Below are 24,175 nucleotides of genomic sequence, written 5' to 3'. Positions count from 1 at the left end.
GCCCCGCCCCCCCGGGGGGGGCGGCCGCGGCGGGCCGCGGTGGGGGTTTACCCCCCCCCCCAAAATCTTTCGCGGGGGCCCCCCCCCGGGGGGGGGCCCCCGCCTTCTGTCGTTGGCGGGGTAGCAGGAGTCAGACGTTGAGCATGCGACGGTTGAGGTCGCGACGTAATACCTCTTGCGAAGGCAATCTATCCAGCACCCGCATCACAGCCGGTCGTAGTTCCTTTTTCTCGTCGTCGCTGAGCAGCTCGACGAGATCTCGCAGATCCATGTCATCGAAGGCTCCTGTCATACCCATCAGGGTACGTGCTCAAACCAGCAGGCGGAGGCCATTCGGCAGGCATTTACAGGCGTTTCACGTACACGAAACGCTAACGGCCGCTACGATTTTCGCGCCGTACACGCGTATACGCCCCGGTCACTGCCCTTCCGCTGCCGGAGTCCCTACTGCGCCCGGATCGCCGGCTCCTTCGCCCGCCCCGACTGGTTCACGACCGTCACCGTGATGTCGGCGGGCGGCGCGGGCTGGTAGGGGGTGAAGCGCTCCAGTGCGCCCCAGTCCCGGCCGAGGTCGTGATCGAGATAGGTGGGGACAGTCTCGGCCTTCAGCAGCAATCCTGTCCACCCGAGCGGGCCACCGCCGATGTCGTCCTGCCAGGCGTTGGACGCGTCGGAGCCGACCCGGTCGGGCAGGATCCGCCACTGCGGCGCCTCGGCGACGCCGTCGTGGTGGTCGAACGGGCGCTGGCAGGGGAAAGCCAGGCCGACGTGCCAGTCCAGCAGCACCGGGTCGGTCTCGCCGACGACCGACTGCAGCGTGGCCAGCTTCGGCAGCCGCGGCGGCGTCACGGCCAGCCACTGCTTCTGGGTGATGTCGTTGTCGGCGGCGACCAGGCGCACCGCGTTCACGCCCGCGGGCAGCTGATCCAGCGGCACCCGCAGATTGCGCCAGGACGGCGCGGGGCCGATGTCCATCGGCGCGACCGATCCGGTCGCCGCGACGGTGCCGTCGGCGGCGTGCGTGCCGTATTCCAGGCGCAGGTCCTGGCCGTAGTGCACGACGCCGTCGGTGTCGACGTAGCGGATGCGCCCGGCCGCGGTGACGATGAGCGCCTGGTAGGCCGGGTCGTCGCGGACCGCGTCGAGATCGAGGCGGTACCACTGCGAGGTCAGCTTGGCCTGCTGCTGCACACCGTCCTGGTAGGAGCCCAGGACGGGCGTGCGCGCGGGATCGAGGCCGAACGGCAGGGCGACGGTGCTGCCGTTGATGCCGGATTCGGTGCTCGTCCCGCCGCCGGTGCCCGCGCCGGTGGTGTTGGTGGTCTTGTTCGCGGAGTCCTTGTCGACCGAGTTGGCCCCGCCGACCACGGTCTCGTCGGCGTCGGCGGTGAGGTCGGCGGCGACGCCGTTGGGGGTGAAGCCGGTCGATTCGGCGCTCAGCCCGTCGGCGGGGGCGCCGGTGTAGGGGGTGAGCAGCGAGTCGGCGGTGTTCGCCTCCACCAGCACGTCGTTGGCGAGCCCGCAGGTGTCACCGGCCAGCGACTCGATGTTCGACTTGGCGATGGAGTAGGCGGGGTACTGGGTGAGCGCGCCCTTGGCCATCGAGGCCACCTCGAACAGCACCAGCAGCGCGGCCGCGATGGTCAGCGGCATGGTGGCGAAGCGGTCGAACCGGTTCGGCTTCGACGGCGTGCGGTACGGATCGCGCAGGTGGAAGTACAGCGCGACCAGCAGCGCCAGCACGGCCAGCCCGAGGAACAGCGTCGAGATGCCCTTGCCCGCCACCAGCGGCGCCTTGTCCCAGAACGGCACGCCGTAGCTGGACACGTACCACCACCCGTTGGACCCGGTGAACGTCATCGCGAGCAGGAACAGCACCGCCGCGGTGAACAGCGCGCGGTTGCGTGGCGCGCGGATGCCGTTGGCGCCCACCGCGACCGCGGCCAGCGCGGCCAGCGACCCGGCCAGCCCGGCGTACACGCCGAAGTGGTGGGTCCACTTGGTCGGCGTCCACATCATCAGTAGCAGCGCGCCGAAGACGATGCCGAGGATGCGTACCGACGGCCCGCGCGAGGTGCCGGGGATACGGCCCTTGCGCAGCACCTGCAGGACGCACACGAGCAGGCACAGCAGCATCACCAGCACGCCGAACCGCCGGGCCAGCGAGCCGTCGGGGGAGAGCATGAACAGCGAGTCCCAGCGGGTGCGCTCGTCGAACCAGGCGACATTGGGGCCGACGAGGGTGCGGACCCGGGTGGCCTCCATGACGGTCGCCATGGTCTGGTCGGCGAAGACGACGATGAGGACCACGGTGCCCGCCGCCAGGCCGGGAGCGAGCAGCGCGAGGTAGCGGAAGACCTTGGTGCCCAGCGACAGCCGGGGGCGTTCGCTGTTCGTGGCGGCTTCGCCGGCGGGGGAGTCGGCGGCGATCCGGCGCGGAAGCAGGCCCTGGGCCCGCTTGACGATGATCTGCAGCACCGGCCTGGTCCCCGCGATGAGCGCGGCGATGCAGATCAATCCGGTCGGACCGGCGGCCAGCGAGAAGGCGGCGACCAGGATCGCCAGCGCCGCGGGCAGCAGCCGGGCGGTGGCGATGGCGCGCTCGATCAGGCACCAGGTGAGCAGCGCGCCCGCTGCGATCAGCGGCTCGGGGCGCAGGCCGTTGTCGTAGGGCAGCCAGAACGCCAGGAACACCAGCCCGGCCGTCCACAGCGCCACCTTGTCGCGGCGCACCCGGGCGCCCAAGCGGGGCAGCACTTCCCGGCTGATCACGGCCCAGCACACCAGGCCCGCGGCGAGGGCGGGCAGGCGCATCCAGGGGCTGGCGTCGGAGATCTTGGTCATCCAGGCCAGCAGCTCGTAGGACCAGCCGAACGGCGCCTCGGGGACGCCGAACCAGCGGTAGTAGTTGGCCATGTAGCCCGACGGGCCGGAGGCGCGGGCCATGTTCAGGATGTAGCCGTCGTCGGAGGTGTTGGCGCCGATGACATGCCAGCCGAGCAGCGTCACCACCACGACGACGTCGGTCGGCGTGATCCGCCACCAGTGCCGCGGCAGGAACCGGCGCGCGCGGCGCCCGTCGGCGGTGTCGAGCAGGTGCAGCGCGATCAGCGCGAGGACGGTGAAGACCGCGGCGGCGATCATCGTCACCAGCTTCAGCGTGGTCGGCGTCGAGGTGAAGCGGGAATCGATGTCGGCGTGCAGGCGGGCACCGGTGAGCGCGGTGGCGTCGAGATCGGTGAAGACGCCGACGATCTGGGGCCGCTTGTCGACGGTGACGGTGTTGCGGAACGGGCTGCCGTCCTGGCGCGTCACCCCGGTGAACTCGACCGTGGTGGCCGCGATGGTGGAGGTGATGGTGATCCGGTCGCAGTTCGCGATCTCGGCGACCGGTGCCGAGAGCATCGGCACATCGCGCGCCTGCACACCGAGCACGCCGTCACGCACGGCGACGGTGAGGCCACGCGAGGTCTGGCCGGAGGCCGCCGGGACGGTGCCTACCAGCGTGGTGGTCCCGGTCTCGGGGAGATCGCGCAGCATGGCGCACGGCAGCTGCGCGTCGAGCTGCTGCGGCACATACGACACGAGCGGTGCCTCGACGCTGGTCGCGCCCGGCTGTGGCCAGTCCAGGCTCGCGCGGTCCTGGCGCACCGGCAGCAGTGGCGTCAGCAGGGCAAGCACGAAACCGAGGAGCCCACAGACGAGGGCGACCATGCGGTATCGGGTGAACGCTCGTTCGGATCGCAGCACGGGGGTTGATGCTAGCCATCGAACCTGTGCGCGACTCGGCGCCGCGGCACAACGGGTGGTCAGCCGGTCCGGCGGTTGCTCCAATCGAGCTGGGTGCGGGCCCAATCGGGGATTTCGCCGGCGGGGCGCGGGTAGGCGTCGAACTCGGCGCGCAGGTCGTCCTCGGAGACCTCGGGCATCCAGTCCGCGACGGTGCCGGTGGCGAAGGTGGCCTTGTAGCGGGTGGGCCCGGCGATGAAGATCTCGGCGCTGAGCCAGGTGCCGACGGCCGGGTCGTAGGACATCCGCTTGTGATCGATCAGGTACTCGAGCACCTCGGCGGGCGGCACCATGTTGGTGACCGATCCGTCGCGCTCCTTGACCTGCACGCCGGCCACGGCCTGCTCGCCGACCTGCAGTGACCACAGCAGCGCGAACTTCTGGCCCGGCGCGAGCATCGCGATCGCGGCGTCGACGACCGTCTGCTCGATCGCGCCGAGCGTGGCCAGCTCTTCCCGCGGCGCCGGTTCAGGTTCCTGACGGTGCGGGCGGGTGAGCAGGAGATCGATTCGCTCGGGTCTGCTGAGCGTCATAGCTATACCTCTGCATCCGTACCGATCAGCACTACCAAAACTGATTTCGGTCGGCCGAACATCCAACATTTCGCAGCGTACCCGCACCGCGACACGAACCGTGCGGTTTGTTGACACTGACCGGACATATTGTGGTCTATCGCGCTCCCGCATACCAGTAGCTACCGGGTGTCGATCAACACAACAGTTGGTTGTGTGCTCCTGACCAGGGCGTTCAGGCCGCCGCGGCGCGCAGCGCGAACCAGCCGTCGAGAGGGTCCGCGAATCCGTGATAGACGAGCGGTATGCGCTGATCGATCCCGAAGTACTGGTAGACCGCCGCCATCGTCTGGCGCACCGAATGCGCCTGGAAGTCGTCGATGCGGCGCGGGCCGATGCGGTGCTCGGGCAGCATCTCCAGCCGGACCAGCTCGGCCGGATCGTCCACGTCCAGGCCCCACGGCTCCGGTTCCTCGATCAGATGGTCGTGCAGGACGGTGCGCGCGGTCGGCGGATCGTGCCGAGGGCCGGCGAAGGCGACGCGTTCGAGATGGGCGAGCCCGCGGGTGCTCAGCGGCGTGCGGACGGCTTCGATCAGCTCGATCAGTTCGGTGTCGGGTTTCGGTTCCGGTCTTCGTCCCGCGACCGGCGCCTGTTCGAGCAGGTGCAGCACCTGCCCGCCGCGAACCAGCGGCTCGGGCACCACGAAGACGCTGATGCTCGGGCAGGAGCAGTTCAGGCCGGTGAGGCACACCCTCGTGTGCAACGGATCGGACATAAGTCCTCCTCCGGTAGCGGGTCGCCGAGACCCGTGACGTGCAGGATCGAAGATTCCAACGCCATCCGCCGTGGTGCTCGCCCGCCGGCGGCGACCGTGCCGCACCCGTCAGTGTAGTGCTGTCGAGCGGCCTCGACAGGGGGATGCGGCACGGAACGGACACGATCCGCCGGGCCGGTCACGGCGGTGTCGACTCGGTGTAGCGACGCGCCAGGGTGCGCAGGTGGGCCACCAGTTCGGGCGGGCCGTCGACGCGGAAATCCATCATCAGCATGCTCAGGTAGATCGCGATCGTCTCCATCGCGTCCGCGCCGGTGTGCAGCAGGCAGGTGTGCGCGTCGACCGGTTCCACCACCCCGACGGCCGGGTTGATCCGGGCGATGACGGTGTCGGCCGGCGCGAGCACGGTGACGCGGGCGTGCACCCGCCAGCCGGTGGTCGCGATGTGGCGCATGACGAAGGCGACCAGGTCGTCGTCGGGCAGCCTGCGCGGGGCGAACACCCGGCTGCCCGCGGTGGCGGTCGTGATCCGCGCGGCCGGAATCGCTTCCCAGGCGTGGCTGCGCATGCTGTAGGCGACCAGGTACCAGCGGCGCTGCCAGTTGATCAGCCGGTAGGGCTCCAGTTCGACGCCGTCGTCCACGGTGACCGCGGTGGTGCGCCGGACCGCGTCGGCCAGGGTGGTGAGGATGCCCGCGGCGACCGGAGCGTCGGGTTCGCGCGAGCCGGTGGTGGCCGGGCCGATCTCGGTGGCGTCGTGCAGTGCGGAGACCTTGCGCTGCAATCGTTTCGGCAGGATCTGCTCGATCTTGCGCAGCGCCCTGGTGAGCTGGTCGCCCAGGTCGGAGACGGCGAGCGCGCCGTCGGCGGCCACGGCGATGGACAGCGCGACGGCCACCGCCTCGTCGTCGTCGAGCAGCAGTGGCGGCATGGTGGCGCCGCGGCCGAGCCGGTAGCCGCCGATCGCGCCGCGTTCGGCGTGCACCGGGTAGCCGAGTTCGCGCAGTCGCGAGATGTCGTTGCGGACAGTGCGTTCGGTGATCTCGAGGCGGTCGGCGAGCTCGCGTCCGGTGTAGGCGCGGTCCTGGAGCAGGGCGAGCAGCCGCAGGACGCGGGGTGTCGTCGCGGCCATGTCCCACCTCGTCGAAAGTCGTGCGGAAATTAGGAAAGAAACGAGCCTAATAGGTTTCTAGGCTGGAGTCATCACCGAGAAGGAAGGCTCCATCATGAACAGCACCGCAGCCCTCGAGACCGTCTGGCGCGACGTGGTCGCCACCTCCTACGCGGCCCTGCGCGATGTCGTCGCCGGCGTCGGCGCGGACCAGTGGGACCTGCCGACGCCGTGCTCGGAATGGACCGTCACCCAGGTCGTCCAGCACGCGGCGGGCGACCAGCTCGCCTACGCCGCCGCGCTGGGGGTAGGCCCCGGCCCGAGCTACAACCCCTTCGACCCCTCCGGGACCATCGACGGTTCCGCCGCCGCCCTGGTCGAGGCGGCCGTCGAGCAGACCGCCGCCGCCTGGTCCACCGTCGCCGACGACACCGCGACCGTCCCCACCCCGCTCCCGCACGGCGATCTGCCCACCCCGGTCGCCGCCACACTGGCCGCGCTCGACGCCGCCGTCCACGCCTGGGACATCGCCGTCGCCACCGGCCAGCCGTCCCCCCTCACCGCCGACCTGGCCACCCACCTACTGACCGCGGCGCGCACCGTCCACCCGGCCCCCGGCAGCGGCACCGACGCCGAGATCGTCGAACCCCTGCGCCAGTGGGGCGCCTACGCCCCGGTCGTCGTCACCACGTCGACCGGCCCGATCGACGACCTCCTCCACTACCTCGGCCGCACCGCCGGTTGAGCCCGGGGCGCGTCGAGGAGATCCAGGGTCGCCGAAACGCACGGCGGGTCGTGGGCCTCAGCGGCGCACGGTGGGTCGCGGGTCGTCGAGGCGCACGGCGGGCTGTGGTCCTCAGCGGCGGACGGTGATCAGGGTGAAGGGGCCGATGTCGGTGGTGGTGAAGGCGGGGTCGGTGAAGAGGGTCTTCGGGAAGGCGACCGTGTAGCGCTTGACGTTCGGGTCGTTGGGGTAGACGTCTTCGGCGAGGCGCAGGGTGTAGGTGTCGCCGTCGCGGCGGAAGAGGAAGGCGTCGGGGGCGCGCCAGGGGGCGGTGGCCATCGCGTCGAGGAGGGCGGGGGACGAGTCGAGCTTGCTCCAGGCGGCGATGGTGGCGGCGCGGGCCTTGAAGTCCGACAGCGGGTTCGCGTAGTGCGAGGTGAGGGCCTGGAAGCCGAAGTAGGGGTAGAAGGCGAGGAAGCTGGTGTCGGCGGTGAGGACGACGGATTCGTCCCTGGGACGGCCGGTCTGGGCCAGCAGCGCTTCGTCCACCGCGTGGTAGTAGGCCACGGCCGAGGGCTTGCGCTTGTCGGCCCGCTCGCCGAAAGTGCCCTCGGCGTTGGGCGTCTCGGTGGGCACCGTATCGGTGTAGGCGGTATCGATCTCGTGGGTGAGCACGGTCGGGATGTGCTGCGCGAAGGCCAGCGCGCCCAGCACGGCGAGCACCCCGGCCGCGACCCGCACCGGCGCCTGCTCGTGCAGCCCCCGGTAGATCACCCCGGCGAGTTCGACGAACCCGAAGACGCCCGCCGCGGCGAGCACCGCGAGCAGCACCGGCTCCAGCCGGAACGACAGCAGCGTCGTCCCCGCCGCGGTCGCCGCCATCGACAGCAGCGTCCACAGGTAGATCGCCAGCACGCCGAGCCCCAGCGCCTGCGCCCGCCGCGACGAACCGGCCCGCAGCACCAGCCACAGCGTCCCCAGCAGGCACAGCGCACCCCGCAGCGAGAACTCCAGCATGGGGAACGCCAGCTCGGCGCCCGACTGGGGCAGATAGTGGAAGGCGTTGCCGGACGGCAGTTTCGCCCCCGACAGCATCTTCAGCAGGTAGGGCGCCCACACGACCAGCGCGAGCGCCCCGGCGACCGCGCCCATGGCGACCAGCTTGGTCAGCGGCGCGATCGCCGCCCGCCACGGCGCCGGACCGCCGACCGCGCGCGGACCGCCGACCCGGGGACGCAGGTCTTCGCGCCGCGTGTACACCGCGACACCCGCCGCCACGACGGCCATCAGTACCACGGTGAACGCCGCGATCGCCAGGTACAGCGTGTAGAAACAGGCGGCCACCCCGAGGAACAGCCCGGTGCCGAGGACCGCGCCCCAACCACCCGACGACCGGTGCAACGCACCCCAGGCCAGCACGAGCACCGGCGGGATGAACACCACCAGCACCGCCCCGTACGCCTCGGGCGAGGCGTAGGCCAGCGTCATCGCGGTCACGGCCGTCGCGGCACCCACCGCGAGATCGGCGCGCACCAACTGGGTCCACAGCACCAGGGCCACCGCCGCGACGATCGCGAGCAGCCCGATCGCGTACGGCTTGAACACTTCCCAGCCGTCCATGCCGAGCACGTCGCCCACCCGGCCGCCGAGCCAGAACCAGCCGGCCGGATAGAACGGCGGGATGTCCACATAGGTCATGTCCCGCAGCGCGGCGCTGTCGGTGAGCCGGGTGAGGTACTCGGTGCGGAACTCCTGATCCACCGAGACACCGAACAGATACAGCTTCGTCGCGGCCAGCGGCATGCCGAGCGTGACGGTGACGAAGCCCGAAATACCGATCCAGGATGCCAGTTTCGCCACCACCGGCCACTTGCGCAGCCGGATCAGCAGCACCGCGACGACCAGCAGCGCGAGGGCGGCGAACTGACCGACGGTGGTCAGCGCCTTGGTCACGTTGGAGGAGTTGAACGCGGGCCACTGCACCGCCGAGAACGCGAAGAGCCCGACCACGGCGACGGCCAGTGCCACCGCGGCGGCCCCGGCGGCCTCGCCGACCCCCGCCCCGATCCTGCGCAGCGGCCGCACCTCGTCGTTGGTCGTCATCGGCGCGCTGCCCTCCGGCTCGGTGTCGGCTCTCACGGTCCGGGTCAGCCTAGTGGAGCCGGCGCGGACCGGCGGAGGCCGAAGCGGCCGGTCGCTCGGGACGGGTTCCCGCCTGCGGAAACACGAACTGCCGCACCGTCACAGGACGATGCGGCAGTACGCGACAAGCGGTCGATCAGATCGGCAGCTTGCGGAAGATCGGGCGCGGCACGTGGCGCAGCGCCGACATCAGGAAGCGGGCCTCGCCGGGCGCCCAGACGATCTCGGTGCCCTTCTCGGAGGCGGCGACGGCGAGCCGGGCCACATCCTCGGGATCGACGGTGAGCGGGGCTTCCTTGGAGCCGGTGGCCTCCCAGTGCGCCTTCGTCGCCGAGGTGCGCACCTGCATCGGCCGCACCACGGTGACGCGCGGACCGTGCGGCCGCAGCGCCTCGCCGAGGCCGAGGTAGAAGCCGTCAAGGCCGGCCTTGGTGGAGCCGTAGACGAAGTTCGAGCGACGCACGCGCTCACCCGCCACCGAGGACATCACGATGAACCGGCCGTGGCCCTGCGCCTTGAACTTGTCGCCGACCAGCACGCCCACCGAGACACCGGCGGTGTAGTTGATGCCGACGGTCATGACCGCCTTGCGCTGGTTCTGCCACAGCTCCTCGGCGTCGCCGAGCACACCGAACGCCACGATCGCGACGTCGACGTCACCCGCGGCGAACGCCTGGTCGACGACCTTCGGGTGCGACTCGGTGTCGAGCGCGTCGAAGTCGATGACGTCGACCTGGGTCGCGCCCGCCGCCTTCAGCGTGGCGACCGCGCCCTCGAGCAGCGGATCGCCGGGCAGGTTGGCCAGCACGACCCGGGCCGGGCTCTTGCGCAGGTACTCGGCGCAGATCGCGAGACCGATCTCGGAGGTGCCGCCGAACAGCAGGATGGTCTGCGGGTTGCCAACTGCGTTGATCACTGGAGCTCCAGCCTCCTGGCCATATCGGACATGAACACGCCGGTCGGGTCGACGCTGCGGCGGACCTTGATCCACTCGTCGATCCGCGGGTACATCTTGTGGAACGACTCGGCGCTGGTCCGCGAGTCCTTGGCGGTGTAGAGCCGCCCGCCGAACTCGAGCACCCGCCGGTCCAGATCGCTGACGAACTCGTTGAGCCCGCGCGAGATCGGGAAGTCGACGCAGATGTTCCAGCCCTCCATGGGGAAGCTCAACGGTGCCTGGTTACCCGGACCGAACAGCTTGAACACATTGAGGAAGGAATAGAAGCCGGAGCCCTGGATGTCGATGATGATCCGCTTGAACTCCTCGACCGACTCCGGCGGCACCACGAACTGGTACTGCAGGAAGCCGTTGGAGCCGTAGCCGCGGTTCCACTCACCCAGCATGTCGAGCGGGTGGTAGAACTGCGTCAGATTCTGGACCTTGCCCCGGTAGGTGCCCGACTTGCGGTACCAGACCTCGCCGATCGGGCCGAAGGTGTACTTGTTGGCCAGGCCGTTGGGGAACACGTCCGGCAGCGTGAAGAAGGTCTTGCCGTTGAACCGCAGCGGGTCCTTCTGCAGCTTCTTCGGCAGCTGGTCGAGCTTGGCCAGGTTGCCGCGCGAGATGGCGGCGCGGCCCAGCTTGGGCAGCGGGCTGATGGCGTCGAACCAGGCCGAGCTGTACTCGTAGTCGCCCTCGGAGCCGTCGCTGTGGAAGGCGATGGTCTCGTCGAGGGTGGCGGTGACGTCGCCGTCGGCGATGAAGTACGCCGTCTCGGTCGGCGTCATCTCGATGGTCGCGCGCAGGATGATGCCGGTCAGGCCGCAGCCGCCGATGGTCGCCCAGAACAGCTCGGGGTCGGACTCGGCGGTGATCGTGCGGACCACGCCGTCGGCGGTCAGCAGATCCATCGAGCGCACGTGGTTGCCGAAGCTGCCCGCGCTGTGATGGTTCTTGCCGTGGATATCGGAACCGATCGCGCCACCGATGGTGACCTGCCTGGTACCGGGTAGGACGGGCACCCACAGGCCGAACGGCAGCGCCGCCTTCATCAGCTGATCGAGATCGACACCGCCGTCGACGTCGACCAGACGGGTCGCGGCGTCGATGCGGTGGATCTTGTTCAGCGCGGGCATGTCGATCACGAGGCCGCCCGCGTTCTGCGAGTTGTCCCCGTAGGAGCGGCCGAGGCCACGCGCGATCACGCCGCGTCGCAGGTGCGCCGGCTTGGAGTCGTTGTCCTCGGCGACCATGCTCACGGCCTTGACGATCAACTCGGGATCGCTGGTCGAGAGCACTTCGGCGGAGGTGGGTGCGGTGCGACCCCATCCGGTGAGCTTGCGAGTGCGCGTAGGCAGCGCAAACGCCTCGCCGGTGGCGGTCGGAATGTTCTCGGACATCGGCTAAGAGGCTACATGCATGGCGGGACACGCGGCCGGTCTCGTAGTCTTCCTCACGTGCAAGCCCAACCGCATCTGCCGCTTCCCGCCGAGATTCCGCTGGTCGACGAGCCTGGTGGAACCGACGTAGACCTGAAGACGCAGATCGTGCGGTTCACGCTGACCGGCGGCCTCTCGGCGATCGTCGACTACGGCATCTACAGCCTGCTGCTGAACCTGCTCGGCCTGCCGGTGAGCCTGGCCAAGGCGGTCAGCTTCGTCTGCGGAACCACCACCGCGTACCTGATCAACCGGCGCTGGACGTTCAAGGCCGAGCCGAGCAGGGCGCGCTTCATCGCGGTCGTCGTGCTCTACGCGGTGACCTTCGCCGTGCAGGTCGGCATCAACGCGGCGCTGTACTTCGCGCTGCCCGGCGAGTGGTGGCGGCAGCCGCTGGCGTTCGTCGTCGCGCAGGGCACCGCCACCGTCATCAACTTCGTCGTGCAGCGCGCGGTGATCTTCAAGATCAAGTAGTCAGCTGGCCTTGGCGGCGGCGGGCGCTGGCTGCTTGCCCGCCTTGACGCCGAAGTAGTCGCCGCCCTTGGCCCTGACGTTGTCGGTGCCCCACTCGCGCCGGTCCCGCGCGACGGGCACCATCTGCGGAATGTGTTTGCGGCAGTGGATGTAGGCCTCTTCCACATCGACGACGACCCACACCTGCGAAGCCCTGCCCCGCTCGGGCGCGGGCAGATCGTCGACGGACTCGCGTAGCTCACTGTCGGCAACCATGCGGGCCTTGCCGTTGATGTGCAGCCCGATCAGATCGCGCACGAAGTCGATCATCAAGATCCCGACGTGCGGGTTCTCGAGGATGTTGCCGAGGCTGGCCATTACTCCGTTACCTCGATACTCGGGGTACGCAATCGTGCGTTCGTCGATCACGTGCAGGAACCCCGGTGTCCCCGCCCGGAAACTGGCGTCGCATTCGCCGTGCGCGTCGGCGGTGGAGATGAAGGCCATGTCCATCCGCGCGACGAATTCGACCATCGACGGGTTCAGGTAGTCGATCACCTGGTCGTCGTAGAAGCGTTCGGCCCTTTCGGTCGTGCCCAACGTGTCCTGAAGCTCGTGCTCTCCGTCGCTGCCGACGTGTTTCTCGGGCATCGGGGCCCCCTCTGCTAGCCGAACCGGGTGATGCGGGTTTCGCGCTGAAACCCCCGCTTGTGACCGCAATCTCACCCAGTGTAGGGGACTATCACAAGCCGTGGGGCGAGTCCATTGTTGCGAATGGTACGAAAGTCCTGTTTGCGCAAGGGTTTCCCGAGGTAGACCGATCAGACCGGTTCTACCCGCACCGGCACCCCGTTGAACACCGCGGTGCCGGAGATCACGTCGACCACCGAATCATCGGTCAGCACATTGGCGTTCACGCCGGCGTGCGCGCTGGCCACCGATTGGGTGGTGCTCGCGCCGTGTCCCCAGCCGTGCGGCAAACTCACGACGCCGGGCATGATCGTCGGCGTCTGCTCGACCTGGACGGTCAGCGAGCCCGCCGCCGAGCTGATCGCGGCCTGCTCGCCGAGGCCGAGCCTGGTCGCGTCGTCGGGGTGGATTTGCAGGGTGCAGCGGTTCGATCCGCCGACCAGACCCGCGATGTTGTGCATCCAGCTGTTGTTGGAGCGCAGCTGCCTGCGTCCGATCAGCACCATCTCCGGCGCCCGCGCCGTCAGCCCGGTCCGCAGTCGCGGCACATCGTCGAGCAGCTGTCGCGGCGCCAGGTCGACGCGGCCGGACGCCGTGCGCAGGACACCGGGCAGGCGCGGCCGCAGCGGGCCGAGGTCGAGGCCGTGCGGGTTGTCGAGCAGGGTGCGCAGGCTCAGCTCGCCGCCGTTCCAGGCGCCGTAGGGGCCGAGCTTGAGCATCAGGTCGATGCGCTGTTCGGTGGTGTCGACGCCCTCCAGTTCGTCGCGCCGGTCGCTCATCCCCGCCTTGTGCAGCATGCCGGCGATGACGAGCTCGTCGACGACGGCGATCGGGCTCGTCGCGCCGGTGCCGTCGTGCGGCTGCCCGCTGACGGCGGCGGCCAGCCGGGCGATGACCGCCGATTCGGACGGGCGCCCGTCGAGCGGGACCAGCGGCGGCGAGTAGCGCGCGTAGTTGCGCACCGCGAACTGCAGCAGCGCGAAGTCGTAGTGCGGCGACTGCACCGAGCGCGGCGGCGGCAGGATCACCGACGCGTGCCGGGTCGTCTCGTTGACGTACCGGTCCACGCTGACCATGAAGTCGAGCCCGGCCAGCCCCTGGTCCAGCCGAGCGCCGCTCGGGGCGGACAGCACCGGGTTGCCCGCGACCGTGACCAGGGCCCTGATCTGCCCCTGACCCGGCGTTTCGATCTCGTCGGCGAGGGTGGCGACGGGCAGTTCGCCCATCGTCTCGGGCAGCCCGCGCACCCGGCTGGTCCAGCGACCGGGGCGGAACGGCTTGCTGCGCGCGATGCCGCCCGCGGCGGCGGTGGCGAACATGGCGCCGCCGGGGGCGTCGAGATTGCCGGTGAGCGCGTTGAGCGCGTCGACCAGCCACTGGGTGAGGGTGCCGAACTCGGCGGTGCAGGTGCCGATCCTGGCGTAGACGGCGGCGGTCGGCGCGGCGGCGAGGTCGCGGGCCAGCGCGCGGATGACGTCGGCGGGGATGCCGGTGCGCTCGACCACCGCGTCCGGGCCGAACGCCGCGGCCGCGGCGCGCAGTTCGTCGAGGCCGTCGACCTCGATCCGCAGGTCGACCAGGTTCTCGGCGAACAGCGTGTGGATCACCGCGAAGAGCAGGTACGCGTCGGCGCCGGGCCGGATGAACAGGTGTTGGTCGGCGAGGTCGGCGGTCCTGGTCGCCCTCGGGTCGACGACGACCAGCGTGCCGCCGCGCGCCCGCAGCGCCTTCAACCGGCCGGGGAAGTCCGGCGCCGTGCACAGCGAGCCGTTGGATTCGAGCGGGTTCGCGCCGAGCATCAGCAGGAAGTCGGTGCGGTCCAGGTCGGGAACCGGCACCGTCAGCGGGTCGCCGAACATGAGGCCTGCGGCGACCTGCTTGGGCATCTGATCGGCGGTGCTGGCGGTGTAGATGTGGCGGGTGCTCAGCGCGCGGATCAGCGCGGGCAGATACAGCGCCCCCGCGACGGTGTGCGCGTTGGGATTGCCCAGGTAGATCCCGGTCGCGCCGCTGCCGTGCGCGGCGTTCACCGCGGCGAAACCGGTCGCGATCAGGTCGAAGGCCTCGTCCCAGCTCGCGGGGCGGAACGTGTCGCCTTCGCGGATGAGCGGGGTGGTGACCAGGTCGGGGTCGTCGTCGAGCTTGCCGAAGCTGGCGCCCTTCGGGCAGAGGAAGCCCTTGCTGAACGGGTCGTCGCGATCGCCGCGGACCGAGAGCACCCGGTCGGCCTCGTCGAGGGTGATGGTCAGGCCGCAGACGGCCTCACACAGCGGACAGGTGCGCAGCAGCGTTCGCGGAGCCATGACTCCATCCTTACGCCGTCCGGTGCGCCCGGGTCCGGAAACGCCGAAAACCCGCTACCGCGACGTCGGGGAGGCGTCGCGGTAGCGGGTCTGCGGTGCTGTGCTGCCTCAGCTGGCCAGGGTCAGCGCGGGCGTGGTGGTCAGCGTGGCGCGCTTGCGGCTCGCGGCGGCGCGCACGGCGGCACCGAGCGCGACGACCGGCGGCACCCAGCGGGCCTCGGACGGGGCGACGCCCCAGGCGGCGGAGCCGGCGGCGAGCTGGGTCGGGGGCAGCGGGATGCTGGCACCGTCGGTGTGCACGACGACACCGGCCTCGCGCATGGCCTCGATCGCCATGGCGGCCTTGCGGATGCCGGTGACCAGGTGGATCTCGCGACGCTCCTGGCCCGGGATCTCGATCACGGGGCCGGACAGGTTGTTGGCGCGCAGGAAGCGGCGGACCTCGCCCGCCATCTCACCGGTGACCTCGATGGCCGAGATGTCATCGTCGGTGATCAAGCACAGGCCGTTGGCCGTTTCGGCAACCGTCCAGCCCCGCGCGGCGTACTCCTGCGCGGCGGCACCCTTCTCGGTGCCCATGGTGGTGGTCGGAAACGTCGTGCGCACTGTGTTCTCCATTCCCCGAAGAGCTCTGTTCCTGCGTTCATGGGGCGTATCGGCCGGGGGTGGCAGTCTCGTTACGCTGTTGCCGAAAAATATTCGAGAGTGTCTGCTTCGTCTCAGTTCGCACACCTTCGCTATCGGCGAAGGGATGCGAACCGGCTTGGCGTGCGGCCCGAAAACGGGCAGGATTTCGACCATGACCGACGCACCGGGCACCACCTCGTCTCCCGGCGAGGATCCCGAGGAGTTCGAAGCCGAATCGCGGTGGCTCTCTTGGAAAGAGACCGACGTGAAGCGCGCGGGGGCGCGGCAGGCGCCGTCCGCCGACGGCGGCGAATTTCCGGACGATTCGGACATGCCGCGCGATGCGGGCTTCGACGACCCGTTCCGGAGCACCGGATCCGCCAAGCAGTGGGCCGCCGAAGTCCTGCGCTCGCTGCTCGATGTCCAGTTCCGCAGGCCCGCGACCAGGACCTTGCTGCCGCTGGCCTACATCCTCGGCGTCGTCTCCTTCGGTATCGGCGTCCCGGTGGCCCTCACCGTGCTGATGTGGAAGGCCTCGGTGCTGCTCGGCATCCTCGCCGCGCTGGTCGCCGTCCCGCTGGGGCTGACCATCGCGGCCTCGGTGCGCCTGATGCTCGAGTTCGCCGACAACGCGGCCCGGCTGGCCGGGCGGGTCGAGCACATCAGCGACCTGGCCGACGGACTGTTCCAGGCGCTCTCCGATGTCGCCGAGCCGGTGAACCAGCTCTCCGAGGACGTCCGCGCCGTGCAGTTCTGGCGGTTCCGCAAGAAGAAGTAGCCCCGAAGTATGTGGTGCGCGTTGTCCGATTCATTGTGAAACAATCCGTACGCAGATCCGACGCCTATTGTCGGCTGCGTAGGGCGGTCTCCGAAAGAGATGGGGGAGACCGGATTTGGATACAGGGGGGCAGTATGGCTTCACCACAGGGCGTCACCGGTTCGACGATGCCGCGCAGGCAGCTGGGCAGGCACTTACGTGACCTGCGCAATCAGGCGCGGATGACGACCAGGACCGCGGCGGCGCAACTCGAGTGGTCGGAAGCGAAGATCTGGCGGATCGAGACGGGGCAGACGTCGTTGCGCAGCCTCGACGTCGAGGCCATGTGCAAGGTATACGGCGCGCCGGCGGAGCTCGTCGAGCCGCTGGCCGCGCTGGCTCGCGAAACCAAGGCACGGGGTTGGTGGACGAGCTACGGCGATGTGATTCCGGAGGGCTTCGAGGTCTACATCGGTCTGGAGGAAGCCGCGACCGGCCTGTCGATCTACGAGGACGGCCTGGTCCCGGCGCTGCTACAGACCGAGGACTACACCAGGGCACTGCTCGAGCAGACCGTCCCCGGCCTGACCGAGGAGGAGCTGGAGCGCAGGCTGCGCGTCCGCGCGGCCAGGCAGGCGCTGATCACCCGCGCGCAGGCGCCGCTGCGGCTCCAGGTCGTGCTCGCCGAAGCGGTGCTGACCAGGCGCATCGGTGACGACCGGGTGCTCGCGGGCCAGCGCGCGTGGTTGCGCGAGCTGGCCGAGCTGGACTCGGTGCGAATCCAGGTGGTCCCCGGCGATACCGGGTATCACGCGGGGCTGGAGTCGGGCCGGTTCGTGATCCTGGACTTCGGCATCGACGGTTCGCTGGACCGGCCGGAGCCGCCGGTGGTCTTCGTGGAGACCTTCGCCGGCTCGGCCTACCTGGACAAGCCGAACGACTACGACCGCTATCGCGGCGCGTTCACCGACATCAGCGCGGCGGCGTCCGGCGCGCTGTAACTCACCAGGAGTCGGCGAGCACCGAACGGTGCGTGGGCAGGGCACGGTCGTAGACCGCCCTGCCCTTTTCCGTGAGCCGGACGAAGATGGCGCGGCGGTCCTCGGCGCACATGGTGCGCTCGACCAGGCCGTCGCGTTCCAGTCTGGCCACCGCGCGCGAGAGCGCGCTCTGGCTCAGGTAGATGTCACCGGCCAGCTCGGTCATCCGGTACTTCTGACAGTCCGCGTCGACCAGTCGATCGAGGGTCTCGAACTCACTGAGTCCGATGCGGTGTTCGTGCTGAAGCGCCTTCTCCAGTGCGCAACTCACGGCGGCGTGCCGTCCGAGCAGTTCGCGCCACTGGCCGACCAGCTCGGTGGGCGCTCCATTGCGCCGAGCTGATGCTGTGGCCGGGTTCGACATGGCCCCATCTTAGTGGTCCGGACATCTCCATGCAACCGCATTTAATGTGTTGGCATTTAATGCGTGCGCATGTAATGTTCCCCGCATGACTTCGCCAGCAACGCTCTCGGCCGCAGATCAGGCGACCGATCCGACCAGATGGTCCGCCCGGCTCTGGGGCATGCTGATCACCCTGTGCATCGTCCTGTTCCTCGACGGTCTCGACGTTTCGATGATCGGCGTGGCGCTGCCGTCCATCGGCGCCGAGCTCGATCTGTCCACCTCCACCCTGCAGTGGCTCGTCAGCGGCTACGTCCTCGGTTACGGCGGCCTGCTGCTGCTCGGCGGCCGCACGGCCGACCTGCTCGGGCGCCGCAAGGTCTTCCTCATCGCCCTGGCGGTGTTCGCGATCGCCTCCCTGGTCGGCGGCCTGGTCAGCGATCCGACGCTGCTGATCGTCACCCGCTTCATCAAGGGCCTCGCCGCCGCGTTCACCGCGCCCACCGGCCTGTCGATCATCACCACGACCTTCGCCGAAGGAAAGGCGCGCAACAAGGCGCTGTCCATCTACACCGTGTTCGGCGCGGGCGGCTACTCGATGGGCCTGCTGTTCGGCGGCCTGATGACCGGCGTCGGCTGGCGCTGGACCTTCCTGCTCCCGGTCCCGATCGCCCTGGCCGCGCTGGTCGCCGCCTTCGTGCTGGTGCCCAAGGACGGTAAGGCCGAGGAGGGCGGACACGATCTGCTCGGCGCGCTGCTGTCCACCGCGGGCATGCTGCTGCTGGTCTACACCGTGGTCACCGCGCCGGAGGTCGGCTGGGCCTCGGTCCGCACGCTGGGCTCGTTCCTCGCCGTCATCGCCCTGTTCGCCGCGTTCGTGATCACCGAGCAGCGGGTGAAGCACCCGCTGGTGCGCCTGGGCATCCTGCGCAAGGTGTCGCTGGTGCGGGCCAGCCTGGCCATCATCGCGGTCGCCGGTTCGTACTTCAGCTGGCAGTTCATCGTCACCCTGTACATGCAGGACACGCTGGAGTGGTCGGCGCTCAAGCTGGCGATGGCGCTGCTGCCGGTCGGCATCCTGGTCGTCGGGTCGGCGTTCTTCTCGGAGAAGCTGATCGACCGCTTCGGCACCGGGCCGGTCATCGCCGTCACCATGTCCGTGATGGCCGTGGGCTACCTGCTGTTCCTGCGGGTCGACACCGCGCCGGACTACCTGACCGTGCTGCTGCCCGCCATCCTGCTGATCGGCATCGGCTGGGTCGGCTTCCCGGCGATCAACGTGCAGGCCACCAGCGGTATCGACGACGAGGAGCAGGGTCTGGCGGCCGGTGTGCTGCAGACCTCCATGCAGGTCGGCGCGGCCATCGTGCTCGCGGTGACCACCGCGATCGTCACCTCCGGCGCGCACGGCGCGGGCGCGACGCCGCAGCAGATGCTCGACACCTACCGGCCGGGCCTCGAGTTCGCCGCGGGCGTCACCATCGTCGGCGCGCTGGTCGCCCTGACGGTCTTCCTGCCGCGCCGCCGGTCGACGGTCGTCGACGCGCCCGCCGCCGAGGAGAAGCTGCTCGAGCCGGTCGCCTGACCGCACAACGCCGAACGGCCCCACCTTTTCCCAGGTGGGGCCGTTCGACGTTTCACGTGGATCAGGAAAAAGGCGGAGCCACTTCGTCTTTGGCGGAGCGGATATAGGTGAGCGGGGTGCCGTCGCGGCCCTCGGTCGGCCAGTCGATGCCGAGGCGGGCGTCGAAGGCGTCCATGTCCCGGTCGAATTCGGGGGTGTACTCGAGCGAGCACAGGTAGGTGACCGTCGAGCGGTCCTCCAGCGAGAGGATGGCGTGGCCGAGGCCCTCGGACAGGAACACCGAGCGGCGGTGCACGTCGTCGAGCAGGACGCTGTCCCAGCGGCCGTAGGTCGGCGAGCCGGGCCGCAGGTCGACCACCACGTCCAGGAACGCGCCGCGCACGCAGGTCACGTACTTGGCCTGCCCGGGCGGATCCTCGGTGTAGTGGATGCCGCGCAGCACGCCCGCCGCCGAGACCGAGGTGTTCACCTGGTGCAGTTCGAACGGACGGCCGGTGGCCTTCTCGAACTCCGAGGCCTTGAACGACTCACAGAACATCCCGCGGTCGTCGCCGAGCAGGCGGGGCGTCACCTCCCACGCGCCGGGGATGGCCAGTTCACGGATCTGCATGCCTGTAGTTACCAGTCTTTCCCGCGGTCGATCAGATCGAGCAGATAGCGGCCGTAGCCGGAGCGCACCATCGGTTCGGCCAGCTCACACAGCTGGTCGTCGCCGATCAGCCCGCGCCGCCAGGCGACCTCCTCCGGCACGCCGATCTTGAGGCCCTGCCGTTCCTCGATGGTGCGCACGTAGTTGGCGGCGTCGAGCAGCGAGTCGAAGGTGCCGGTGTCGAGCCAGGCGGTGCCGCGGGCGAGCACGTCGACGCTGAGCTTGCCCTGCTCCAGGTAGGCGCGGTTGATGTCGGTGATCTCGTACTCGCCGCGCGCCGACGGCCGCAGCTCGCGGGCGATCTGCACCACGTCGTTGTCGTAGAAGTAGAGGCCGGGGATCGCGTAGTTCGAGCGCGGCTTCTTCGGCTTCTCCTCGATGGAGACCGCGCGGCCCTGCTCGAACTCCACCACGCCGTAGGCGGTCGGGTCCTTGACCCAGTAGGCGAACACCGCGCCGCCGTCGATGTCGTGGAAGCGTTCCAGGCTGGCGCCGAGGCCGGGGCCGTGGAAGATGTTGTCGCCGAGCACCAGGGCCGCGGGCTCGCTGCCGATATGGTCGGCACCCAGCACGAACGCGCGCGCGAGTCCGTCGGGTTCGGGCTGGACCACGTAGCTGATGGCGACGCCGAACTGACTGCCGTCACCGAGCAGCCGGGCGAACGCGTCGGCGTCCTCCGGCGTGGTGATCACCAGAATGTCGTCGATCCCTGCCAACATGAGGGTGGACAACGGGTAGTAGACCATGGGCTTGTCGTAGACCGGGACGAGCTGCTTGCTCACCCCGCGCGTGATGGGGTGCAGCCGCGAACCGGTGCCGCCCGCCAGGATGATTCCGCGCATGGGGGAAGTCTGCCAGCTCTCCCCGCCGCGGAGTCGGGGAGGTTCCGACACGTCGACGAATTGGTCACGAACGTTTCGTATCCGGGTGTGTCGGGCGATAACTGGGACAGCACGGCGCTTATCTGATTATGTGAGCGTCGATGTGTGAAACATCACTATGTTAGATGTCAGCGTGGACATCCGTACCGGGCCAGCCTGGTGGGGGGTGACGCGCCAGCTGTGAGGTAGGTGCGCGATGGGATCGTCGAAGATCGCCGGGCCGGGTGTGGTGGGCGGGATCGCCGCCGCTGTCGTGGGGAAGAAGCCGGCGCGGGGGCCCGAACAGGGCATCATCGTCAATTCCGGGCGGACGAGTACCTCGTCGCGCGTGCTGATGGGCGCGTGCGTCGGCGTCATCGGGCCGCTGCTGCGGACCGTGCCGATCAACCGGGCGACCATCCCGATCGGCGCCGTCGCCGTCGACCTGCTGTCGCGGCTGCGGCCGGAACCGCACGGTATCGAGCGCGAGCAGATCCAGCTGGACGGCTTCCGGATGGAGATGGTCCGGCCCGCGGGCGGATCGCGCGCGCTGCGCCACGGCGCGGTGCTGTACATGCACGGCGGTGGCTTCGCCGTCGGCGGCCTGGAGTCGCACCGGGCGATCGTCGCCGGGATCGCGCGGCGGACCGGGCTGGCCGTGCTCAATGTCGAATACCGGCAGCTACCCGGTCGCGCGATCACCGAGTCGATCGACGACTGCGTGCTCGCCTACCGCTGGCTGCTGCGCCACGGCGCCGACCCGGCCAAGATCGTCTTCGCGGGCGACTCCGCCGGTGGCTTCCTCACCTTCGCCACCGCGCTGCGCTCCAGGGAGATCGGCCTGCCGCTGCCCGCGGCGCTGGTCGGGCTGAGCCCGCTGCTCGATCTCGACTACCGGGCCAAGGAGGGATACGTCAACGTCACACGTGACGCCTACATCCCGCTGTCGGGTCTGGAGGCCGTCGTGCGGCTGGGCGCGGAGGCCACCGGTCTGCTCGACCCGGCGCTGTCCCCGGTCAACGCCGAGCTCACCGGGATGCCGCCGGTGCTGCTCATCGCCGCCGAGGACGAACTGCTGCGCTACGACTGCGAGCTGATGGCCCACCGGCTGACCGCCGCGGGCGTGCCGGTCACCCTCGAGCTGTGGCGCGGCCAGGTGCACGCCTTCATGAGCATCCTGCCGAGCATGCCGGAGAGCCGTTCGGCGCTCGGCCGGGTCGCCAAGTTCGTGCGGGTGGCGCTGGAGCCCGCGCAGCGGGCTCGCACGGCCTGAGTACGGCTCGGACGGTCTTGACCACGGTCGGCCGGCCGAGCCTCCCGGGAAACGAAACAAGGGGCCCCGGTTCGGATTTCTCCGAACCGGGGCCCCTTGCTGATGGGGTGCTGGCCGAATTACTTGGCCGGCGAGGGAGCCGGGGTGGGGTACGGCTGGGTGATGGTGATGAAGTACTGGATCGCGGCACCGATCGCGACCGGGGCGGTCACGAAGATCTGGCCGGCGATGACGCCCAGCGCACCGATGGTGGTGGCGCCGACGACGCAGCCCGCGATGGGGCCGGCGCCGAAGAGGGCCAGGAGGACACCGGTCGCGACGAGGCCGGCACCGGCACCCGCGATGCAACCGACGGCAGCGCCACCGAGGCCACCGACCAGGGTGCCGATGGTGGCGCCCATGGAGATGGTCTGGGTCAGGCGGCTCCAGGCGGCCTGCTCACGCTCGTACTCGTTCTTCCAGGGAGCCTGGTTCTCGAACGGCAGGGCGACGGGCTTGTAGACGGCCTTGGAGGCGTCGTAGACCGGGCTCAGGGTGGCCTTGTTGCCCGAGATCTCGGCCGCGATGGGCAGCTCGAACTCGTCCAGGCGGAAGGTCAGCGGGGTGCCCGCGACGGTGGTGCCGTTGGCGGCCTTGACCTTGAAGGCGCCGTCCTCGACGACGAGCGAGCCCGCATCGGTGGTGATGACAGCCTTCGAGTCTTCGACGACCTCGGCGGAGTAGTTGATCGGAGCGGCCTCTTCGACCGGCGCGGCGTTGACGGTGCCGGCGGTGACGCCCATGGCAGCGATCAGCAGCGCCGAGGTGGCGGCGAATTTCCTCATCAGCATTTTGTGGAACCTCGATGTTGGAGCGTTCGGAGGGGACCCGCTGATCAAAATCCCTCGCAGCTAACGAGCGGTGAACCCGGTGTGACCGTCTATTCAAATTCCGTTCACCGTTGATACCCCAGTACCAGTGCGGTGCCCGAAACCTGAGCGATGACCGGGGTTTTTCTCAGGAAACCAGACCCGAAGTCGTAACCTGGGGCGCTCCATAGTGATGGACGTCACAGTGAATATATCTGGGACGTCACAGGTCGGACGCTGTACAGCATCGCATTCCGGCCCACCTCCTGTCCTGAAGAGCGCCGGCGAGCACGTATCGTTGGCCAGGTGCGAGTGCTCGTAACCGGCGGGGCCGGGTTCATCGGTGCGAATTTCGTCCAGCAGACCGTGGCCACGCGCCCGGATGTGCACGTGACCGTCCTCGACGCCCTCACCTACGCGGGTAACCGCGCGTCGCTGGATTCGGTCGCCGACCGGATCGAATTCGTGCACGGCGACATCGCCGATCTGGACCTGGTCGACAATCTGGTCAGCGGTGTCGACGCGGTCGTGCATTTCGCGGCCGAATCGCACAACGACAACTCGCTGGCCGAGCCGTGGCCGTTCGTGCAGACCAATATCGTCGGCACCTACTCGCTGCTGCAGGCCGTGCGCAGGCACGACGTGCGCTACCACCACGTCTCCACCGACGAGGTGTACGGCGATCTCACCCCGGACGACCCGGCTTTCACCGAATCCACCGCCTACAACCCGTCGAGCCCGTATTCGGCGACGAAAGCGGGCAGCGATCTGCTGGTCCGCGCCTGGACCCGCTCGTTCGGTGTCCGCGCGACCCTGTCGAACTGCTCCAACAATTACGGGCCGTATCAGCACGTCGAGAAATTCATCCCGCGCCAGATCACCAATCTGATCGACGGCGTGCGGCCCCGGCTCTACGGCGCCGGTCACCAGGTGCGCGATTGGATCCACGTCGACGACCACAATCGCGCGGTCTGGGACATTCTCGACCGCGGCCGGACCGGGCAGACCTATCTCATCGGCGCCGACGGCGAGCTCGACAATCTCAGCGTCGTCCAGCTCATCCTGCGGGCCTTCGATCGTGAGCCCACCGACTTCGACCACGTGACCGATCGCCCCGGCCACGACCAGCGCTACGCCATCGACGCGAGCCTGCTGCGCGAGGAACTGGGCTGGTCACCGCGGTACGCGGACTTCCGGGCCGGGCTCGCCGACACCATCACCTGGTACCGCGAGAACGAGGACTGGTGGCGGCCCAAGAAGGCCGCCACCGAAAGCGCCTACGCGGCGGCGGGCGAAAAGACACTCTGAGTCC

General features: G+C 69.4%; 22 protein-coding genes. 7 read left to right on the top strand and 15 right to left on the bottom strand.

What is annotated here, in order from left to right:
- Nucleotides 1–130: 130 nt before the first annotated feature.
- The 5 genes from ACFVW6_RS09065 to ACFVW6_RS09045 all read right to left on the bottom strand — a co-directional run bounded on the left by ACFVW6_RS09065 (nucleotide 131) and on the right by ACFVW6_RS09045 (nucleotide 6,211).
- On the bottom strand, nucleotides 131–292 hold the full coding sequence (locus tag ACFVW6_RS09065; protein WP_218721237.1) for a hypothetical protein: 162 nt from the start codon (nucleotides 290–292) through the stop codon (nucleotides 131–133).
- A 152-nt stretch (nucleotides 293–444) separates the two neighbouring features.
- On the bottom strand, nucleotides 445–3,714 hold the full coding sequence (locus tag ACFVW6_RS09060) for an arabinosyltransferase domain-containing protein (protein ID WP_378825683.1): 3,270 nt from the start codon (nucleotides 3,712–3,714) through the stop codon (nucleotides 445–447).
- Between the two features lie 95 nt (nucleotides 3,715–3,809).
- A complete protein-coding gene (locus ACFVW6_RS09055; protein ID WP_357345797.1) occupies nucleotides 3,810–4,322 on the bottom strand; it encodes a hypothetical protein in 513 nt (170 codons plus the stop codon).
- A 214-nt stretch (nucleotides 4,323–4,536) separates the two neighbouring features.
- Nucleotides 4,537–5,079: a hypothetical protein gene (locus ACFVW6_RS09050; RefSeq protein ID WP_357345799.1), complete on the bottom strand. Its 543-nt coding sequence runs from the start codon at nucleotides 5,077–5,079 to the stop codon at nucleotides 4,537–4,539.
- Nucleotides 5,080–5,257: 178 nt separating this feature from the next.
- Nucleotides 5,258–6,211, bottom strand: coding sequence for a helix-turn-helix transcriptional regulator (locus tag ACFVW6_RS09045; RefSeq protein ID WP_378824781.1), 954 nt, complete (start codon nucleotides 6,209–6,211; stop codon nucleotides 5,258–5,260).
- Between the two features lie 94 nt (nucleotides 6,212–6,305).
- Here ACFVW6_RS09045 and ACFVW6_RS09040 point away from each other — a divergent pair, with 94 nt between their 5' ends.
- Nucleotides 6,306–6,935 carry a TIGR03086 family metal-binding protein gene (locus tag ACFVW6_RS09040; RefSeq protein ID WP_378824783.1) on the top strand — a complete coding sequence of 210 codons (630 nt, stop codon included), beginning with the start codon at nucleotides 6,306–6,308 and terminating at the stop codon, nucleotides 6,933–6,935.
- 111 nt (nucleotides 6,936–7,046) lie between these two features.
- Here the strand turns inward: ACFVW6_RS09040 and ACFVW6_RS09035 are convergent, their stop codons facing one another.
- The 3 genes from ACFVW6_RS09035 to ACFVW6_RS09025 form a co-directional block, all read right to left on the bottom strand.
- A complete protein-coding gene (locus tag ACFVW6_RS09035; protein ID WP_378825685.1) occupies nucleotides 7,047–9,017 on the bottom strand; it encodes a galactan 5-O-arabinofuranosyltransferase in 1,971 nt (656 codons plus the stop codon).
- A gap of 175 nt (nucleotides 9,018–9,192) precedes the next feature.
- The gene (locus ACFVW6_RS09030) at nucleotides 9,193–9,972 is read right to left on the bottom strand and encodes a decaprenylphospho-beta-D-erythro-pentofuranosid-2-ulose 2-reductase (RefSeq protein WP_357345809.1); all 780 of its coding nucleotides are present in this window, start codon (nucleotides 9,970–9,972) and stop codon (nucleotides 9,193–9,195) included.
- Complete coding sequence (locus ACFVW6_RS09025) at nucleotides 9,969–11,396, bottom strand: FAD-binding oxidoreductase (protein WP_355284789.1); 1,428 nt, start codon at nucleotides 11,394–11,396, stop codon at nucleotides 9,969–9,971. Before ACFVW6_RS09025 ends, ACFVW6_RS09030 begins: the two co-directional genes overlap by 4 nt.
- 15 nt (nucleotides 11,397–11,411) lie before the next feature.
- Here ACFVW6_RS09025 and ACFVW6_RS09020 point away from each other — a divergent pair, with 15 nt between their 5' ends.
- Nucleotides 11,412–11,909, top strand: coding sequence for a GtrA family protein (locus tag ACFVW6_RS09020; protein ID WP_357345813.1), 498 nt, complete (start codon nucleotides 11,412–11,414; stop codon nucleotides 11,907–11,909).
- Here the strand turns inward: ACFVW6_RS09020 and ACFVW6_RS09015 are convergent, their stop codons facing one another.
- From ACFVW6_RS09015 to ACFVW6_RS09005, 3 genes are all read right to left on the bottom strand, one after another.
- A complete protein-coding gene (locus ACFVW6_RS09015) occupies nucleotides 11,910–12,539 on the bottom strand; it encodes a pyridoxamine 5'-phosphate oxidase family protein (RefSeq protein WP_355284783.1) in 630 nt (209 codons plus the stop codon).
- A 170-nt stretch (nucleotides 12,540–12,709) separates the two neighbouring features.
- Complete coding sequence (locus tag ACFVW6_RS09010; protein WP_378824786.1) at nucleotides 12,710–14,881, bottom strand: molybdopterin oxidoreductase family protein; 2,172 nt, start codon at nucleotides 14,879–14,881, stop codon at nucleotides 12,710–12,712.
- 108 nt (nucleotides 14,882–14,989) lie between these two features.
- Nucleotides 14,990–15,499: a hypothetical protein gene (locus ACFVW6_RS09005; RefSeq protein ID WP_378824788.1), complete on the bottom strand. Its 510-nt coding sequence runs from the start codon at nucleotides 15,497–15,499 to the stop codon at nucleotides 14,990–14,992.
- A 181-nt stretch (nucleotides 15,500–15,680) separates the two neighbouring features.
- Between ACFVW6_RS09005 and ACFVW6_RS09000 the strand changes: the two genes are divergently transcribed.
- Together ACFVW6_RS09000 and ACFVW6_RS08995 are read left to right on the top strand one after the other, a co-directional pair.
- Nucleotides 15,681–16,286, top strand: a complete 606-nt coding sequence (locus ACFVW6_RS09000; protein ID WP_378824790.1) for a DUF4282 domain-containing protein — start codon at nucleotides 15,681–15,683, stop codon at nucleotides 16,284–16,286.
- 134 nt (nucleotides 16,287–16,420) lie between these two features.
- Nucleotides 16,421–17,266, top strand: a complete 846-nt coding sequence (locus tag ACFVW6_RS08995) for a helix-turn-helix transcriptional regulator (RefSeq protein WP_357345821.1) — start codon at nucleotides 16,421–16,423, stop codon at nucleotides 17,264–17,266.
- Between the two features lies 1 nt (nucleotide 17,267).
- Here ACFVW6_RS08995 and ACFVW6_RS08990 read toward each other — a convergent pair whose 3' ends face one another.
- Nucleotides 17,268–17,669: a MarR family transcriptional regulator gene (locus ACFVW6_RS08990; protein WP_355284772.1), complete on the bottom strand. Its 402-nt coding sequence runs from the start codon at nucleotides 17,667–17,669 to the stop codon at nucleotides 17,268–17,270.
- A gap of 85 nt (nucleotides 17,670–17,754) precedes the next feature.
- Here ACFVW6_RS08990 and ACFVW6_RS08985 point away from each other — a divergent pair, with 85 nt between their 5' ends.
- Complete coding sequence (locus ACFVW6_RS08985; RefSeq protein ID WP_378824793.1) at nucleotides 17,755–19,233, top strand: MFS transporter; 1,479 nt, start codon at nucleotides 17,755–17,757, stop codon at nucleotides 19,231–19,233.
- 61 nt (nucleotides 19,234–19,294) lie between these two features.
- On the opposite strand, the gene ACFVW6_RS08980 is transcribed toward ACFVW6_RS08985, so the two are convergent.
- Nucleotides 19,295–19,843 (bottom strand): dTDP-4-dehydrorhamnose 3,5-epimerase, encoded by a 549-nt coding sequence (locus tag ACFVW6_RS08980; protein ID WP_357345825.1) that lies wholly within the window; start codon nucleotides 19,841–19,843, stop codon nucleotides 19,295–19,297.
- Nucleotides 19,844–19,851: 8 nt separating this feature from the next.
- Nucleotides 19,852–20,724, bottom strand: a complete 873-nt coding sequence (gene rfbA / locus ACFVW6_RS08975) for a glucose-1-phosphate thymidylyltransferase RfbA (RefSeq protein ID WP_355284764.1) — start codon at nucleotides 20,722–20,724, stop codon at nucleotides 19,852–19,854.
- Nucleotides 20,725–20,959: 235 nt separating this feature from the next.
- Here rfbA and ACFVW6_RS08970 point away from each other — a divergent pair, with 235 nt between their 5' ends.
- Nucleotides 20,960–22,015, top strand: a complete 1,056-nt coding sequence (locus ACFVW6_RS08970) for an alpha/beta hydrolase (protein ID WP_378824796.1) — start codon at nucleotides 20,960–20,962, stop codon at nucleotides 22,013–22,015.
- Nucleotides 22,016–22,134: 119 nt separating this feature from the next.
- Here ACFVW6_RS08970 and ACFVW6_RS08965 read toward each other — a convergent pair whose 3' ends face one another.
- Nucleotides 22,135–22,845 (bottom strand): hypothetical protein, encoded by a 711-nt coding sequence (locus ACFVW6_RS08965; RefSeq protein WP_365009618.1) that lies wholly within the window; start codon nucleotides 22,843–22,845, stop codon nucleotides 22,135–22,137.
- 324 nt (nucleotides 22,846–23,169) lie between these two features.
- Between ACFVW6_RS08965 and rfbB the strand changes: the two genes are divergently transcribed.
- A complete protein-coding gene (gene rfbB / locus ACFVW6_RS08960) occupies nucleotides 23,170–24,171 on the top strand; it encodes a dTDP-glucose 4,6-dehydratase (RefSeq protein WP_355284089.1) in 1,002 nt (333 codons plus the stop codon).
- Nucleotides 24,172–24,175 lie beyond the last annotated feature (4 nt).

Origin of the sequence: Nocardia sp. NPDC058244 (assembly GCF_042882065.1) — a bacterium.
Lineage (GTDB): Bacteria > Actinomycetota > Actinomycetes > Mycobacteriales > Mycobacteriaceae > Nocardia.
Note: the sequence above shows the minus strand (reverse complement) of the source record. Positions and strands in the feature narration are given on the sequence as shown.

What these genes read in the sequence shown, in the direction of transcription:
- ACFVW6_RS09065 (WP_218721237.1), bottom strand. Translation starts at nt 292, where the DNA reads ATGACAGGAGCCTTCGATGACATGGATCTGCGAGATCTCGTCGAGCTG.
- ACFVW6_RS09060 (WP_378825683.1), bottom strand. Translation starts at nt 3,714, where the DNA reads ATGGTCGCCCTCGTCTGTGGGCTCCTCGGTTTCGTGCTTGCCCTGCTG.
- ACFVW6_RS09055 (WP_357345797.1), bottom strand. Translation starts at nt 4,322, where the DNA reads ATGACGCTCAGCAGACCCGAGCGAATCGATCTCCTGCTCACCCGCCCG.
- ACFVW6_RS09050 (WP_357345799.1), bottom strand. Translation starts at nt 5,079, where the DNA reads ATGTCCGATCCGTTGCACACGAGGGTGTGCCTCACCGGCCTGAACTGC.
- ACFVW6_RS09045 (WP_378824781.1), bottom strand. Translation starts at nt 6,211, where the DNA reads ATGGCCGCGACGACACCCCGCGTCCTGCGGCTGCTCGCCCTGCTCCAG.
- ACFVW6_RS09040 (WP_378824783.1), top strand. Translation starts at nt 6,306, where the DNA reads ATGAACAGCACCGCAGCCCTCGAGACCGTCTGGCGCGACGTGGTCGCC.
- ACFVW6_RS09035 (WP_378825685.1), bottom strand. Translation starts at nt 9,017, where the DNA reads ATGACGACCAACGACGAGGTGCGGCCGCTGCGCAGGATCGGGGCGGGG.
- ACFVW6_RS09025 (WP_355284789.1), bottom strand. Translation starts at nt 11,396, where the DNA reads ATGTCCGAGAACATTCCGACCGCCACCGGCGAGGCGTTTGCGCTGCCT.
- ACFVW6_RS09020 (WP_357345813.1), top strand. Translation starts at nt 11,412, where the DNA reads ATGCATGGCGGGACACGCGGCCGGTCTCGTAGTCTTCCTCACGTGCAA.
- ACFVW6_RS09015 (WP_355284783.1), bottom strand. Translation starts at nt 12,539, where the DNA reads ATGCCCGAGAAACACGTCGGCAGCGACGGAGAGCACGAGCTTCAGGAC.
- ACFVW6_RS09010 (WP_378824786.1), bottom strand. Translation starts at nt 14,881, where the DNA reads ATGGCTCCGCGAACGCTGCTGCGCACCTGTCCGCTGTGTGAGGCCGTC.
- ACFVW6_RS09005 (WP_378824788.1), bottom strand. Translation starts at nt 15,499, where the DNA reads ATGGAGAACACAGTGCGCACGACGTTTCCGACCACCACCATGGGCACC.
- ACFVW6_RS09000 (WP_378824790.1), top strand. Translation starts at nt 15,681, where the DNA reads ATGACCGACGCACCGGGCACCACCTCGTCTCCCGGCGAGGATCCCGAG.
- ACFVW6_RS08995 (WP_357345821.1), top strand. Translation starts at nt 16,421, where the DNA reads ATGGCTTCACCACAGGGCGTCACCGGTTCGACGATGCCGCGCAGGCAG.
- ACFVW6_RS08990 (WP_355284772.1), bottom strand. Translation starts at nt 17,669, where the DNA reads ATGTCGAACCCGGCCACAGCATCAGCTCGGCGCAATGGAGCGCCCACC.
- ACFVW6_RS08985 (WP_378824793.1), top strand. Translation starts at nt 17,755, where the DNA reads ATGACTTCGCCAGCAACGCTCTCGGCCGCAGATCAGGCGACCGATCCG.
- ACFVW6_RS08980 (WP_357345825.1), bottom strand. Translation starts at nt 19,843, where the DNA reads ATGCAGATCCGTGAACTGGCCATCCCCGGCGCGTGGGAGGTGACGCCC.
- rfbA (WP_355284764.1), bottom strand. Translation starts at nt 20,724, where the DNA reads ATGCGCGGAATCATCCTGGCGGGCGGCACCGGTTCGCGGCTGCACCCC.
- ACFVW6_RS08970 (WP_378824796.1), top strand. Translation starts at nt 20,960, where the DNA reads ATGGGATCGTCGAAGATCGCCGGGCCGGGTGTGGTGGGCGGGATCGCC.
- ACFVW6_RS08965 (WP_365009618.1), bottom strand. Translation starts at nt 22,845, where the DNA reads ATGCTGATGAGGAAATTCGCCGCCACCTCGGCGCTGCTGATCGCTGCC.